The organism is Streptosporangium sp. NPDC000396 (genome assembly GCF_042898655.1).
In the GTDB taxonomy this organism is placed as follows: domain Bacteria; phylum Actinomycetota; class Actinomycetes; order Streptosporangiales; family Streptosporangiaceae; genus Streptosporangium.
In genome coordinates this window covers 51,720-65,720 of record NZ_JBIAZA010000035.1, presented here as the reverse complement: position 1 = coordinate 65,720, position 14,001 = coordinate 51,720, and the positions used below count along the sequence as shown (strand labels likewise).

General features: G+C 68.9%; 15 protein-coding genes. 13 read left to right on the top strand and 2 right to left on the bottom strand.

Features of this window, described 5'->3' with window-relative positions:
• Positions 1 to 79: 79 nt before the first annotated feature.
• Positions 80 to 2,212, bottom strand: coding sequence for an elongation factor G-like protein EF-G2 (locus ACFY2X_RS39315; protein ID WP_389948173.1), 2,133 nt, complete (start codon positions 2,210 to 2,212; stop codon positions 80 to 82).
• A 198-nt stretch (positions 2,213 to 2,410) separates the two neighbouring features.
• On the opposite strand from ACFY2X_RS39315, the gene pgsA reads away from it, so the two are divergent.
• The 6 genes from pgsA to pdxS all read left to right on the top strand — a co-directional run bounded on the left by pgsA (position 2,411) and on the right by pdxS (position 7,890).
• Positions 2,411 to 3,028, top strand: a complete 618-nt coding sequence (gene pgsA / locus ACFY2X_RS39310; protein ID WP_389948172.1) for a phosphatidylinositol phosphate synthase — start codon at positions 2,411 to 2,413, stop codon at positions 3,026 to 3,028.
• 11 nt (positions 3,029 to 3,039) lie between these two features.
• Complete coding sequence (locus ACFY2X_RS39305; RefSeq protein ID WP_389948171.1) at positions 3,040 to 3,954, top strand: phosphatidylinositol mannoside acyltransferase; 915 nt, start codon at positions 3,040 to 3,042, stop codon at positions 3,952 to 3,954.
• Between the two features lie 99 nt (positions 3,955 to 4,053).
• Entirely contained in the window at positions 4,054 to 5,181 is a 1,128-nt protein-coding gene (locus tag ACFY2X_RS39300; protein WP_389948170.1) for a glycosyltransferase family 4 protein, read from the top strand.
• Entirely contained in the window at positions 5,178 to 5,717 is a 540-nt protein-coding gene (locus tag ACFY2X_RS39295; protein ID WP_389948169.1) for a hypothetical protein, read from the top strand. Before ACFY2X_RS39300 ends, ACFY2X_RS39295 begins: the two co-directional genes overlap by 4 nt.
• Before the next feature lie 83 nt (positions 5,718 to 5,800).
• Positions 5,801 to 6,814 carry a DUF3048 domain-containing protein gene (locus tag ACFY2X_RS39290; RefSeq protein ID WP_389948168.1) on the top strand — a complete coding sequence of 338 codons (1,014 nt, stop codon included), beginning with the start codon at positions 5,801 to 5,803 and terminating at the stop codon, positions 6,812 to 6,814.
• A gap of 161 nt (positions 6,815 to 6,975) precedes the next feature.
• Positions 6,976 to 7,890 (top strand): pyridoxal 5'-phosphate synthase lyase subunit PdxS, encoded by a 915-nt coding sequence (pdxS, locus tag ACFY2X_RS39285; RefSeq protein ID WP_389948167.1) that lies wholly within the window; start codon positions 6,976 to 6,978, stop codon positions 7,888 to 7,890.
• 43 nt (positions 7,891 to 7,933) lie between these two features.
• Here pdxS and ACFY2X_RS39280 read toward each other — a convergent pair whose 3' ends face one another.
• Complete coding sequence (locus ACFY2X_RS39280; protein ID WP_389948166.1) at positions 7,934 to 9,187, bottom strand: RNA-guided endonuclease InsQ/TnpB family protein; 1,254 nt, start codon at positions 9,185 to 9,187, stop codon at positions 7,934 to 7,936.
• On the opposite strand from ACFY2X_RS39280, the gene ACFY2X_RS39275 reads away from it, so the two are divergent.
• The 7 genes from ACFY2X_RS39275 (at position 9,081) to ruvA (ending at position 13,977) form a co-directional block, all read left to right on the top strand.
• On the top strand, positions 9,081 to 9,458 hold the full coding sequence (locus tag ACFY2X_RS39275; RefSeq protein ID WP_389948165.1) for a transposase: 378 nt from the start codon (positions 9,081 to 9,083) through the stop codon (positions 9,456 to 9,458). The two genes, ACFY2X_RS39280 and ACFY2X_RS39275, sit on opposite strands and share 107 nt — an antisense overlap.
• A 99-nt stretch (positions 9,459 to 9,557) precedes the next feature.
• On the top strand, positions 9,558 to 9,782 hold the full coding sequence (locus ACFY2X_RS39270; protein ID WP_389948164.1) for a hypothetical protein: 225 nt from the start codon (positions 9,558 to 9,560) through the stop codon (positions 9,780 to 9,782).
• 208 nt (positions 9,783 to 9,990) lie between these two features.
• Positions 9,991 to 10,581 carry a pyridoxal 5'-phosphate synthase glutaminase subunit PdxT gene (pdxT, locus tag ACFY2X_RS39265; protein ID WP_389948163.1) on the top strand — a complete coding sequence of 197 codons (591 nt, stop codon included), beginning with the start codon at positions 9,991 to 9,993 and terminating at the stop codon, positions 10,579 to 10,581.
• A gap of 3 nt (positions 10,582 to 10,584) precedes the next feature.
• Positions 10,585 to 11,337 (top strand): YebC/PmpR family DNA-binding transcriptional regulator, encoded by a 753-nt coding sequence (locus ACFY2X_RS39260; RefSeq protein WP_389948162.1) that lies wholly within the window; start codon positions 10,585 to 10,587, stop codon positions 11,335 to 11,337.
• A 172-nt stretch (positions 11,338 to 11,509) separates the two neighbouring features.
• Positions 11,510 to 12,670: an enhanced intracellular survival protein Eis gene (gene eis / locus ACFY2X_RS39255; protein ID WP_389948161.1), complete on the top strand. Its 1,161-nt coding sequence runs from the start codon at positions 11,510 to 11,512 to the stop codon at positions 12,668 to 12,670.
• A gap of 102 nt (positions 12,671 to 12,772) precedes the next feature.
• Positions 12,773 to 13,360 carry a crossover junction endodeoxyribonuclease RuvC gene (ruvC, locus tag ACFY2X_RS39250; RefSeq protein ID WP_389948238.1) on the top strand — a complete coding sequence of 196 codons (588 nt, stop codon included), beginning with the start codon at positions 12,773 to 12,775 and terminating at the stop codon, positions 13,358 to 13,360.
• Positions 13,357 to 13,977, top strand: coding sequence for a Holliday junction branch migration protein RuvA (gene ruvA, locus ACFY2X_RS39245; protein WP_389948160.1), 621 nt, complete (start codon positions 13,357 to 13,359; stop codon positions 13,975 to 13,977). Before ruvC ends, ruvA begins: the two co-directional genes overlap by 4 nt.
• The last annotated feature ends 24 nt before the right edge of the window (positions 13,978 to 14,001 follow it).

The following is a 14,001-nucleotide window of genomic DNA, read 5'->3' as shown; positions in this document are numbered from 1 at the left end:
GAAATCGTTTTGTGATTCTACTGTTACACGAGTAATTTTTGGGAGGCGCGATCCTGATGGTGCGCGCCTCCCCCACAGATCACCCGGCGACTTTGTCCACCAAGTGAGACGGAAGCGGTTCATAGCGCAGGAAGGTGCGCTGGAACGTCCCGGTGCCGTGTGACATCGATCTCAGGTCGATCGCATAGCGGGTGATCTCCAGCTGGGGCACCTCGGCACGGACCAGGGTGCGCCCGACGCCGACCGGTTCGGTGCCGAGGACCCGGCCCCGGCGCGAGGACAGGTCGGACATCACCGGGCCGACGTAGTCGTCGGCGACCAGCACGGCCACCTCGTCGACCGGCTCCAGCAGCAGCGTCGGAACCTTGGACGCGGCCTCTTTGAGCGCGAGCGCCCCGGCGATCTGGAAGGCCATGTCGGAGGAGTCGACCGAGTGGGCCTTGCCGTCGTAGAGCGTCACCCGGATGTCCACCATGGGATATCCGGCCAGGACCCCGCGCTGCATCTGGGTGCGCACGCCCTTTTCCACCGACGGGATGAACTGGCGCGGCACCACACCGCCGACGATCTTGTCCACGAACTCGAACCCTCCGCCGGAGGACAGGGGCTCTACTTCCAGGTGGCAGATGGCGAACTGCCCGTGCCCGCCGGTCTGCTTGACGTTGCGGCCCATGACCTGGCATTTGCCGCCGAAGGTCTCGCGGAGCGGCACTCGCAGCTCGATCTTCTCCACCTCGACGCCGTGCCGCTTGCTCAGCCGGTCCAGCAGGACGTCGGCGTGCGCCTCGCCCATGCACCACAGCACGAGCTGCCGGGTCTCGGCGTTGTTCTCCAGCCGGAGCGTCGGGTCCTCGGCGACCAGCCGCTGGAGAGCCTGGCTCAACTTGTCGTCGTCGGCCTTGGACTTGGGCTGGATCGCCACCGGAAGCAGCGGTTCGGGCATCGTCCACGCGGTCATCAGCAGCGGCTCGTCCTTGCTGGAAAGGGTGTCGCCGGTCTCCGCGCGGGACAGCTTGGCCACCGCGACGATGTCTCCGGCCACGCATTTGGAGGCCGGGCGCTGGTGCTTGCCCAGGGGAGAGGAGAGCGCGCCGATGCGCTCGTCGACGTCGTGGTCCTCATGACCGCGATCGGCCAGCCCGTGCCCCGAGACGTGCACGGTCATGTCCGGGCGTAGCGTCCCGGAGAACACCCGCACCAGGCTGATCCGGCCCACGTAGGGGTCGCTGGTGGTCTTGACGACCTCGGCCACGAGTGGCCCTTCGGGGTCGCAGGAGATGCCGGAGACCGGCTTGCCGTCGATCGAGGTGATCTCCGGCATCGGGTGCTCCAGGGGGGAGGGGAATCCCTGGGTGATGAGTTCGAGGACCTCCTGGGCGCCCACGCCGGTCCCGGTGGCGAGCACCGGATAGAAACCACCGCGTGCGACGGCTTTCTCCAGGTCGTCGATGAGGACCTTGGTGTCGATCTCCTCTCCGGAGAGGTAACGGTCCATCAAGGACTCGTCTTCGCTCTCCTGGATGATCCCCTCGATGAGGGCGCCGCGGCGCTCCTCGATCAACCCCTGGTAGGAGGGACCGGCGGGGTTCTCGGTCCGGGTGCCGGTCGCGTAGTTGTAGAACTTCTGGCTCAGCAGCCCGATCAGGCCGTTCACCCGGCCGTTGGTCACCACCGGGACGTAGAGCGGGGCCACGCCCTCGCCGAAGGCGCTCTGGCAGCTGGTCAGGACCTCGTCGAAATCGGCCCTCTGGTGGTCGATCTTCGTGATCACGACCGCGCGGGGCATTCCGACGGCCGCGCACTCCTCCCACAGCATCTGGGTCAGGCCGTCCACGCCCTCGGACGCCGAGATCACGAACAGCGCCGCGTCGGCCGCGCGCAGCCCGGCGCGCAGGTCGCCGACGAAGTCGGCGTAGCCGGGAGTATCCAGCAGGTTGATTTTGATGTCGTTGTGGACCAGCGGGGCCACGGTCAGGTTCACCGAGCGCTGCTGGCGCATCTCGACCTCGTCGAAGTCGCTGACAGTGGTGCCCTCTTCGACCCGGCCGGCCCGTTGGATGGTCCGCGTCGCGGTCAGGAGCGCCTCCACGAGAGTCGTCTTCCCCGAACCGGAATGGCCGACCAGCACGACATTGCGCACCATGTCAGGACGGTCGGCCGCGGGTGCCCTCCCCGCGGCTCCCGCTGCTGCGCCCGTTGCTTTCTCTGCCACGTCGCCTCCCGCGTCGTTGCCGAAGGAGCGCGGCCAGGTGCGGCCACACCCCGGGTCCGCCGCCGCGTCCATACACCGCAAGGACGCGGTGTGTTCACCAAATACCCATGTGGCGAATATCACAAGAGGGCTGGGGTAATCCGATGGCGGAGCGTTGGCTGCGCGCTCACCAGCCGCGTGGCCTACGATCAGACCGCGATGCTGAAACTTCTGCGCCCAGCCGTCACCCGAGTCTTGACCCCCTTGGGCAGGGCACTCGCCCGCCGGGGGATCAGCCCCAACGTGGTCACCGCGGCCGGCACACTCGGCACCGTCGCCGCAGCCCTCTTCTTCTATCCCCGGGGAGAGTTGTTCCCCGGCACAGTGGTGATCACGTTTTTCGTGCTGGCGGATCTCCTCGACGGGGTCATGGCCAGGATGACGGGGCCGGGGAGCGTCTGGGGGGCTTTTCTCGACTCCACCCTCGACCGGGCGGGCGACGCCGGGATCTTCTCGGGACTGGTGATCTGGTTCATGGTGAGCGGCCAGCGAGTGCTGGCCGGGGTCGCGTTGTTCTGCCTCGTGGCCGGGGCACTGGTGTCCTATGTCAAGGCCAGGGCCGAAGGGCTGGGCATGACGTGCGACGTCGGCCTCGCCGAACGGCCTGAGCGGCTGGTCGTGGTCCTGGTCTCGGCCGGTCTGGGGGGTCTCGGCGTGCCGTACATCCTGGCCGTGGGGCTCTGGCTGCTCGCCGCCGCGAGCGTGTTCACGGTCGGCCAGCGGCTGCTGCACGTCTACCGCCAGGCTGTCTCCGCCCCGCCCCAGACCCTCCGCTGATCGGGAGAGCGATGAACGACAAGCCGTCCCTTAAGGATCGTCTCGTCGCGGCCGGGTTCGGCGCCGGCTGGACGATCGTCCCCCGCCTTCCCGAACGTCTCACGGCCTGGGCCTTCCGGGCGATCGCCGACCGGCTGTGGAAGCGCCGCGGCAAGTCGGTGCTCCGGTTGGAGGCCAACCTCGCCCGCGTCAAGGGCACCTCGCCGGACGACCCGGTGATCCGGGCGCTGAGCCGCGAGGGCATGCGCTCCTACTTCCGCTACTTCCACGAGGTGTTCCGGCTGCCCTCCATGTCCGCCGGAGAGATCCTCTCCCGCATGCACGTCATCGGGGACGAGGCGGTCTACGAGACCCTCGCCGGGGGCCGGGGCGTGATCCTCGCGCTGCCGCACATGGGCAACTGGGACCAGGCGGGCGCCTGGTTCGCCGCGAAGGGATATCCGTTCACCACGGTCGCCGAGCGGCTCAAGCCCGAGTCGCTGTTTCACCGATACACCGCCTTCCGCGAGGGGCTGGGCATGGAGGTGCTGCCGCTCACCGGTGGTGACGGCCACACCTTCGGCACCCTGTCGCAGCGGCTGCGGGCCGGCCGCCCGGTCGCGTTGCCCGCCGAGCGGGACCTGACCGCCAAGGGCGTGGAGGTCCAGTTCTTCGGCTCGGCCACGCGCATGCCCGCCGGACCGGGCATGCTGGCGGTGCACACCGGGGCCGCGCTGATCCCGGTGACCCTCTATTTCCAGGGGCGCGACTGGGGACTCCACTTCCACGAGGAGATCGTCGTTCCCGCCGAGGGCACCAAGAAGGAGAAGGTGGCCGCCGCCGTGCAGAGCCTGGCCACCGTCTTCGAGAAGGGCATCGCCGAGCACCCCGAAGACTGGCACATGCTGCAGCGGCTCTGGCTCGAGGACTTGGAGCCACGTGGGTGAGGGAGCCATGGGAGCTGTCCGAACCCGACGCAGCGAGCGGAGTGGAGAGCGCGGCGAAGCAAGCTCTCCGCGAAGTGAGCGAGGAGTGGTGAGGGAGCCATGAGGATCGGCATTGTCTGTCCCTACATGTGGGACGTGCCGGGCGGTGTCCAGGTGCACATCCGCGACCTCGCCGAGGCCCTGATCGAAGACGGTCACCAGGTTCAGGTGATCGCGCCTGCGGGCGACGACGCGGCGCTGCCCGCCTACGTGACCTCGGTGGGCCGTGCGGTCCCCGTGCCCTTCAACGGGTCGATAGCCAGGATGTCGTTCGGGTTCCTGTCGGCCAACCGGGTGCGCCGCTGGGTGCGTGAGGGCGGCTTCGACGTCCTGCACGTGCACGAGCCGTTCATCCCCTCGGTGGGGTTGCTGGCCTGCTGGGTGGCCAAGGGGCCGATCGTGGCCACCTTCCACGCCTCCTACGGGCGCTCGCGCGCGTTCTCGGTCGCGTCTCCTGTGATCATGAGCGCGCTGGAGAAGATCACCGCTCGGATCGCGGTTTCGGACGCGGCCAGGAAGACCCTGGTGGAGTTCATCGGCGGTGACGCCGTGCTCATCCCCAACGGGGTGACGGTCGGCCGTTACTCCCATGCCGAGCCCCTTCCCGGCTGGGACGAGGGCGAGGTGATCGGCTTCCTCGGCCGCATGGACGAGCCGCGCAAGGGCCTTCCGGTGTTGCTGGAGGCCTTCGCCCTGCTGGCCGCCGAGCGGCCCAAGCTTCGCCTGCTCATCGCCGGGCCCGGCGACGAGCAGGAGGTGCTGGAGAAGGTTCCGGCCCGGTTCCACGACCGGATCGGCCTGCTCGGCATGGTCAGCGAGGAGGACAAGGTGCGCGCCTACCACTCGGTGGACGTCTTCTGCGCGCCCAACCTGGGTGGGGAGAGCTTCGGCATCGTGCTCACCGAGGCGATGTCGGCCGGCGCCGCGATCCTGGCCAGCGATATCCCGGCCTTCCGCAAGGTGCTCGGCGAGGGCCAGGCCGGGGCGCTTTTCACGACCGGCGACGCCGGGTCGCTCGCCCGCCAGGCGGCCGAGCTGCTCGACGATCCCGAGCGCCGGGCCAAGCTCTCGCAGGAGGCCCGCCAGGCCGTACGGAAATACGACTGGTCCACGGTCGCCCGGGATGTTCTCCGCGTCTACGAGACCGTGGCGAGCACGGTGGGGGTGCAGGAGGACGACACGCCGTGACGACCACGCTGATCCTGGTGGTGGGCGCGCTCGTGCTGCTCATGGCCGTCTACATCTCCTGGCGGGCGGGCCGGCTGGACCGGTTGCACATCCGGCTGGAGCTGGCCCGCGAGTCCCTGGACGCCGCTCTGGTCCGGCGGACCGCCGTCTGCCTGGAGCTGGCCGCCTCCCGGCTGCTGGATCCGGCGACGAGCCTGGTGCTGGCCGCAGCGGCTCACGAGGCCCGTACGGCGGGGCCCGAGGAGCGCGAGCACGCCGAAAGCGACCTGTCGCGCACGTTGCGGGCCGTGGTCGACCAGGAGCGCTTCCGCGATCGGCTGGCCGCGACTCCGGCAGGCCCGGACCTGCTGGAGGAGCTCGGCGCCGCGGTGGCCAAGGTGCTCTACGCCCGCCGCTTCTACAACAACGCCGTCGCCGTGACTCGCACCGCTCAGCGCCGCTGGCTGGCCCGCACGTTGCGACTGGCCGGATACACGGAGTACCCCAGCTTCTTCGAGATCGACGACGCGCCTCCGCAGGCTCTCGCCGCCGAATAGGGTCATCCTCAAAGCGGGATATCCGGTAAGTCGGGCACAGGTAAGCTCATGGGCGTTTCGTGGCCGATTTGAGGAGATGAGCCGTGCGGGTGCCCCGGATGATCGCCGTCACACTGGCGGGAGTGGCCGTTCTTGCCCCGGCCGCGGCCTGCTCCTCCGACGAGCCCGCTCCGGGAAAGAACGCGCAGGCGGCCACGCCCCCGCCGGCGGACCCGACCCCGACCCCGGAGCCTGCCCACCCCTTCACCGGGCTTCCCGGCTCCGCCCGCAGGCCCGTGCTCGCCGCGAAGATCGAGAACACCTCGGCGGGCAAGCCGCAACTCGGCCTCAAGAGCGCCGACATCGTCTACGTCGAGCAGGTCGAGGCGGGCCTGACACGCATCATGGCGATCTTCTCTTCGAAGATCCCGGCCAAGATAGGCCCGGTCCGCAGTGCCCGGATCTCCGACCTGCACATCCTTCCGCAGTTCGGCAAGCCGGCCCTGGCCTACTCGGGTGTGCAGACCAAGATGATCCCCAAGGTTCAGGCGGCGTCGCTCTTCGACGTCTCCGACAGCAGGGCCCCGGGCGCCTACTTCCGCCAGCCCGGCCGCTACGCGCCCTACAACCTGTTCGCCAACACCAGGCAGCTGCTGACCCAGGCGCCCAAGGCGAGCAAGGCCAAGGACATCGGCTTCACCTTCGGCGACGCCCCCGAGGGAGGCGTGCCCAAGAAGATGTTCAACGTGAAGTATCCGGCGGCCCGCTTCACCTTCGGCTGGTCGCAGGCCCAGGGGAAGTGGCTGGTCTGGCAGGACGGGAAGAAGGACATGGCCGCCGAGGGCGGCCAGCTGGGCGCGCCCACGATCGTCGTGCAGTACGCGAAGACCGAGCGTTCGGAGTTCCACGACAAGAACCAGAGCTACACGCCCCTGGTTCACACCGTCGGCAAGGGCAGGGCGCTGGTGCTCCGCGAGGGGAAGGCGTTCAAGGCCAGGTGGTCGCGCGAGACGGAGGAGGACGGCACCGTCTTCACCACCGAGACGGGGGAGCCGATGAACTTCGCCCCCGGCCAGGTGTGGGTGGTCCTGGCCGCCCCCAAGCCGGTGATTCCCTGATCTCGGGCGGTCCCGGGCCCTACACGATGTCCAAGAAGATCGCCTGAAGGCGACAATATGGTGTGTAAGAGGGCATGCTGATCAGCGCCTACCATGGATGAGTGGTGGCCGCCCTCGCGGACGGCCCGTGATCCGCAACCAGCCGTCGTGAGGTAGAGACCGTGTCCAGCAGCACGCCCGAAGTCACCGAGACCGCCGTCACCGGAACCGCCCGGGTGAAGCGCGGTATGGCAGAGATGCTCAAGGGCGGCGTCATCATGGACGTCGTCACGCCCGAGCAGGCGAAGATCGCCGAGGACGCCGGTGCGGTCGCCGTCATGGCGCTGGAGCGGGTTCCCGCCGACATCCGCGCGCAGGGTGGCGTCTCCCGGATGAGCGACCCCGACATGATCGACGGCATCATCAGCGCCGTCTCGATCCCGGTCATGGCCAAGGCCCGCATCGGCCACTTCGTCGAGGCGCAGGTCCTGCAGGCGCTCGGCGTCGACTACATCGACGAGTCCGAGGTGCTCACCCCGGCCGACTACGCCAACCACATCGACAAGTGGAAGTTCACCGTGCCCTTCGTCTGCGGCGCGACCAACCTGGGTGAGGCGCTGCGCCGCATCACCGAGGGTGCGGCGATGATCCGCTCCAAGGGCGAGGCCGGCACCGGTGACGTCTCCAACGCCACCACCCACATGCGCAAGATCCGCGACGAGATCAGGCGCCTGTCCTCGCTGCCCGAGGACGAGCTGTACGTCGCGGCCAAGGAGCTGCAGGCGCCGTACGAGCTGGTCGCCGAGGTCGCCAGGACCGGCAAGCTGCCCGTCGTGCTCTTCACCGCCGGTGGCATCGCCACCCCGGCCGACGCCGCGATGATGATGCAGCTCGGCGCCGAGGGCGTGTTCGTCGGCTCGGGCATCTTCAAGTCCGGCAACCCGGCTCAGCGCGCCGCCGCGATCGTCAAGGCCACCACCTTCTACGACGACCCGGACGTCCTGGCCAAGGTCTCCCGAGGCCTGGGCGAGGCCATGGTCGGCATCAACGTCGACGACATCCCGGTCCCGCACCGCCTTGCCGAGCGCGGCTGGTAGGAAATTTCGGGGAAGGCGGCATCCGTGAAGGATGCCGCCTTTCTCATGACCGGAGAAGTTCACTCCGTACCATCAACCCGCACGTCAGCTTCCCAGTCATAAACGACCGAGCTTGCAACTCCTCGCCGTACCTGGCGGATACGGTTCGGGCCGCGTCGTCGGCAGCGTGACTCACTGCCCAGCCCATGACACCGCGTGCGGCGATGTTACGGGCGGCGTTGACGTCGGCATGCTCAGCGAAGCCGCACGACGTGCAGGTGAAGGTTTCCTGGTCAGACCGGTTCTTCTTGTCCACGTGGCCGCAGGCCGAACACGCTTGTGAGGTGTAGGCCGGATCGACGCGGATAACAGCGACGCCGACGCGGGCGGCCTTGTAGGCGATGAAGCTCCCGAGTTGGTGGAAGCTCCACGAATGCAGCGTGACCCGCTGGGGCTTGCGGAGCCGTACCCGGTCGCGGATGCCCTGGAGGTCTTCCAGGGCGATCCCGCGTCCGGTGCGTTCTGCCTCGGTCACGATGCACTTGGCGATGCGATGGTTGGTGTCAGCGGCGAAGCGTGCTTCCTTGCGGCGGCGCTTCTTGAGGAGCCGTCTGGCGGACTTGGTGGCCTTACGCTGCAGGCGGCGGCGCAGTTGGCGCTGGCGATGCCGGTGAGCGTTGAGGCCCTTGCCGGCATGCCTGGTCCCGTCGCTGGTGGTGGCGATGTTGACGATGCCCAGATCCACGCCCACGAACCCGTCCGGCTCAGTGACCGGCACGTCGGGCAGGTTGCAGGTGGCGTACAAAAACCACTTGCCGTCGCGGTGGATCAGGTCGGTTTCGCCCTTGCGGTGGATGGCCAGCTGGGTGAGCTGGGCCGCCGAGCCGGTGAACGCGACCTTTTTCAGCCGCCCGGCGGTGGTCCAGATCGACACGGTATGGGTGCTGTGGTCCCATGACAGGCACCGGTCGTCGAACGGCTGTGCGGCATCGGCGCGGAAGGTGATCGGCTTGCTCTCGATCGCCGCTCGCCGTGCTGACTCGCGTGGCCCGTAGGTGCCGCCTGTGAGGCGGGCCTTGAGGGTGGTGTAGGCGTGGGCGACCTTCTTGATCACCTGCTGGGCTGCCTGCGCCCCCAGGCCACGCGCCTTCAATGCGCCATAAGTGTGCTTGCGTAGGGAGTACTCGCGCCGGGCTCCGCTGGTGAACGCGATGGCCGAGGCAAAGTTGGCGGCGTCGTTGCACGCGCGCAGGGTCGCTTCCAACGCCGTCGCCTGCTCGGGCGTCGGCAGGAGTCTCACCTGCACCACCAGCCGCATATCGAGCAAACTAACATTCAGCCCATGTCGCCGCGTTGGGAATCCACCCCGATATTCGCCGAAGCCAGACCCTGGCCTACGCCTTGCACGTGCATTTGATCTTCATCCCCAAGTATCGGCGTGGCCGTCGCGCAAGGAGTACGACGCGCATGTTCGCAGGCATCTGTGGGATGGGCGTTTCTGGTCCTCGTCCCACTTCGCTGCTTCCTGCGCAGGCGCACCACTATCGATCACCGAGGGATACGTCGAAAACCAGAAACGCCCGAACTAACGTCCGGGTGGAGGCGGGAAGCGATTCCCCACACGGGCATGAAGGCCCGGACTTCCTTGCTAGATAACCCTGAAGTTCTACAACAACCAGCGCGGTTACGTGATCACCCGGATCGACCGGGAGCTGCTCACCGCGGACTTCAAGGTGCTCCCGCATGTCACGCAGGCCGGTGCCGAGGCGCACACCAAGGCGACCTTCGTGATCGAGGACCAGATTCCGGGCGTCCGGCAGACCTACCTGCGCCCGCTTGAGCCGTCGGTCGCCCGGACCCCCGAGATCGACCAGATCCAGGAGACCGTGGACCTGGAGACCAAGCGTCCCTGATCGTTCCCCTTCACCGGGTTCCCCTCACCGGGGCGGCGTCTGGAAGGCGCCGCCCTCTTTCCGTTCTCCGGGCTGTTCTCCGGGCCGGCGCTCGCGTCCGTCCTCGCCGCGTCGCCGTACGGCGTCGCGCGGCTCGATCCGGTTTGGGGCGAGCGATGGAGTGGCCATACGCTAAAGGGGCATTTCAACCCCTTTGAAAGGACCACTGGTGACCATCGCCCCGACGATCGGTGTGTTCGCCCTCCAGGGAGACGTGCGCGAGCACGTGCGCTCGCTCGAAGCGGCGGGGGCGAAGGCCGTGCCCGTACGGCGCCCCGGCGAGCTGGAGGCGGTCGACGCGTTGGTCATCCCCGGCGGGGAGTCCACCACGATGTGGAAGCTCGCCGAGACCTTCGAACTGCTTGAGCCGCTGCGGTTGAGGATCAAGAGCGGCATGCCCGCCTACGGCTCCTGCGCCGGCATGATCATGCTGGCCGACCGGATCGAGGGCGGCATCGAGGGCCAGCAGACGATCGGCGGCATCGACATGGTGGTCCGCCGCAACGCCTTCGGCCGCCAGGTCGACTCCTTCGAAGCCGACATCGACTTCGCCGGTCGCGGCGCGTTGCGGGCGGTCTTCATCCGCGCCCCGTGGGTGGAATCTGTCGGTTCCGATGTTGAAGTGCTGGCTAAGGCCGAAGCTGGGGATAGGATCGTCGCGGTCCGCCAAGGACCGCTGCTCGCCACATCCTTCCACCCGGAACTTACCGGAGATGTCGGTGTGCATTCATTTTTTGTTGAGATGGTGAGGGAGTTCTAGGCGATGTCCGGCCACTCCAAATGGGCGACGACGAAGCACAAGAAGGCCGCGCTTGATTCGAAGCGGGGCAAGCTGTTCGCCAAGCTCATCAAGAACATCGAGGTCGCGGCCCGGACCGGCGGCCCCGACCCGGACGGCAACCCGACGCTGTACGACGCCATCACCAAGGCGCGCAAGAGCTCCGTCCCGATCGACAACATCGAGCGTGCCCGCAAGCGCGGCGGCGGCCTCGAAGCCGGTGGTGCCGACTGGCAGACCATCATGTACGAGGGCTACGCCCCCGGTGGCGTCGCGGTGCTGATCGAGTGTCTGACCGACAACCGCAACCGCGCGGCCTCCGAGGTCCGTGTCGCCCTGACCCGCAACGGCGGCTCCCTGGCCGACCCCGGCTCGGTGTCCTACATGTTCAACCGCAAGGGCGTCGTGCTCGTCCCCAAGGGCGAGCTGTCCGAGGACGACGTGCTGACCGCGGTCCTCGACGCGGGCGCCGACGAGGTCAACGATCTGGGTGACCAGTTCGAGGTCGTCTGCGAGGCCACCGACCTCGTGCCGGTCCGGAAGGCCCTGCAGGCCGCCGGGATCGACTACGACTCCGCCGAGTCCAGCTTCCTGCCGACGCTGAACGTCCCGCTCGACGAGGACGGCGCGCGCAAGGTCTTCAGGCTGATCGACGCCCTCGAAGACAGCGACGACGTCCAGAACGTCTGGGCCAACTTCGACGTGTCCGACGAGGTTCTGGAGAAGCTCGAGGCCTGACCGTGTCCGGAGCGCCCGCCTTCCCGGGGAGGCGGGCGCTCCGGCGTCCGGTCGGCGCTCCGCCCGCGCGGCAGGGCGGGGGACCCGGACATGAAGCCACGGAACCGGCGGCCCGGATGCCCGCGGAACCCGATTCGCCTTCGCGGGCCGTTCCTGCCTAGGTTGGGTCACCGTGGAGCTACGTGATTTGACGGTCGAGGACCTCGACGCGGTGCTGGACAACCGTAAGCGCGCCTTCGGGCCCCTGTCCGAGAGCGATGTGGAGACCTGGCGCAAGCTGGTCGTCCCGGTGCTCGCGGAGGGGAGATACCTCGGCGTCGTGGACGGCCCCCGCCTGGTCGCGACGAGCCGGATCAACGACTTCACCCAGTGGTGGCACGGCAGGCCGATGTCCATGGGCGGCGTCGCCTCGGTGACCGTCGCCCCCGAGGACCGGGGACGAGGTGTCGGCCGGACGCTGCTGCGGGCCACCCTCGGCCGTTGCGCGGACCTGGGGCATCCGATCTCGGCGCTCTACCCGACCACCACCCCCATCTACCGCTCGCTCGGCTGGGAGCACGCCGGTGCCATGCACCGGGCCACCCTGCCCACCGAGGCGCTGCGTGCGATCAGGCTCAGCGAGCAGGTCAAACTCCGCCGCATGGGCCCCGGCGACGCCGCCGAGGTGATCGGGATCCTCGGCCGTGTCCACGCCGGCACCCGGGCCTCCGGCCCCGTCTGCCGGGACGAGCGGTCCTGGCGCCTGTGGCTGGAGAGAAAGGACGACTTCCTCTACCTGGCCGACGACGGCTTCGTGATCTACCGCTGGAGCGACGAGGGCGACATCGAGGTGGGCAACCTCGTCGCGGGGTCGGAGGCCACGGCCCGGGCCCTGTGGTCGCTGATCGGCTCGTCCGCCTCCACCGCCAAGTCGGTCCAGGCGGTCGTCGCCCCGGACGACCCGGTGTTCTGGCTGATCGGCGACCGTTCCAAGGACGAGGTCAGGCAGGCCCGCTGGATGTTCCGCGTCGTCGACCTCGCCGCGGCCGTCGCCGGGCGCGGTTTCCCCGCGGGTGTGACGTTCGACGCGGTGATCCAGGTCGACGATCCCGAGCGCCCCGCCAATTCCGGCCCCTGGCACCTGTCCGTCTCCGGCGGATCCGGTACGGCCGAGCCCGCCGGAGCCCAGCCGGGACCCATCCCCACCTTCACCGCCGGTGCCTTCTCGGCCCTGTTCGCGGGGATCCCGGCGGCCACCCTGCGCCGCTCCGGGATCCTCACCGGCCCGGAGGACGGCGACGAGGCCCTCGACGCGGTCTTCCACGCCACGCCCCACATGCTCGACTACTTCTGACGTGCGGTGTGAGGTAGCCGTGCGCGGTGTGCTCCCAGGCGGTAGAGTCTGGCACCGAACAGATGTTCGGCGAGCGGAGGCGTGTCGGTGCGGTTGCCCGAGCTGCGGGTGATGGGGGTCGACCCGGGGCTGACCCGGTGCGGGCTCGGGGCGGTCGAGGGGCGGCCCGGAGCGCCGCTCAAGCTGCTCAAGGTCGGCGTCGTGCGGACTCCGGCCGACGACGAGATCGGGGCTCGGCTGGTGGCGATCGAGGCGGGCATCGAGCGGTGGCTCGACGAGATCGAGCCTGACGCGGTGGCCGTGGAGCGGGTCTTCGCCCAGCACAACCTCAGAACCGTGATGGGCACCGCGCAGGCGTCGGCCGTGGCGATCCTGTGCGCGTCCCGCCGGGGCCTGCCGGTGGCGTTGCACACGCCGTCCGAGGTCAAGGCCGCGATCACCGGCAGCGGAACGGCCGACAAGCAGCAGGTGGGAACCATGGTGACCCGGCTGCTGCGGCTGGACGAGATGCCCAAGCCCGCCGACGCCGCCGACGCGCTCGCGCTCGCGATCTGCCACGTGTGGCGGGGCGGAGCCCAGAGCCGGCTGGCGGAGGCGGTCGCCAGGGCCGAGACCGGGCAGGGGACGACCGCCGCCGCCTACTTCCGCGGGCTGGGCCGGGCCCGATATTCGAGAGGAACCACAAAGTGATCGCCTCGGTGCGGGGACAGGTGACCGCGATCGCGCCTGACGGGGCGGTGGTCGAGGTCGGCGGGGTGGGCGTGCTGGTTCACTGCACGCCGGGCACGCTGGCGACCCTCAGGACGGGGGAGGAGGCCCGGCTGGCCACCTCGCTCGTGGTCCGCGAAGACTCGCTGACCTTGTTCGGCTTCGCGAGCGACGACGAGCGCGGGGTTTTCGAGATGCTGCAGACGGCCAACGGGGTCGGTCCCAAGGTCGCGCTGGCGATGCTGGCCGTCCACACGCCCAACGCGCTCCGGATGGCCGTGGCCGCCGCCGACGTCAAGGCGCTGACCAGGGTTCCCGGTGTGGGGCCCAAGGGCGCCCAGCGGATCATCGTCGACCTCAAGGACAAGCTCGGCACGCCTGAAGAGGCCGTCAACGCCGCGCTCAACGGCAGCGCGGTCGCGCCGGCCTGGCGTGACCAGGTGCACTCCGGTCTGGTGGGTCTCGGTTATTCGGCCAGAGACGCCGACGAGGCCGTGGCCGCCGTCGCCTCCCAGGCCGACGCCGAGGTGGCGCAGGGCCGCTCCCCGCAGGTGGCGGCATTGCTCAAGGCCGCGCTTCGCCTGCTGAGTGTCCGGTGAGAGAGAGGTTCACGATGCGGATCT

Coding starts and splice junctions, on each gene's coding strand:
- pgsA (WP_389948172.1), top strand. CDS start 2,411: ATGCTGAAACTTCTGCGCCCAGCCGTCACCCGAGTCTTGACCCCCTTG.
- ACFY2X_RS39305 (WP_389948171.1), top strand. CDS start 3,040: ATGAACGACAAGCCGTCCCTTAAGGATCGTCTCGTCGCGGCCGGGTTC.
- ACFY2X_RS39300 (WP_389948170.1), top strand. CDS start 4,054: ATGAGGATCGGCATTGTCTGTCCCTACATGTGGGACGTGCCGGGCGGT.
- ACFY2X_RS39275 (WP_389948165.1), top strand. CDS start 9,081: ATGGCCGAGGCAAAGTTGGCGGCGTCGTTGCACGCGCGCAGGGTCGCT.
- ACFY2X_RS39280 (WP_389948166.1), bottom strand. CDS start 9,187: ATGCGGCTGGTGGTGCAGGTGAGACTCCTGCCGACGCCCGAGCAGGCG.
- ACFY2X_RS39260 (WP_389948162.1), top strand. CDS start 10,585: ATGTCCGGCCACTCCAAATGGGCGACGACGAAGCACAAGAAGGCCGCG.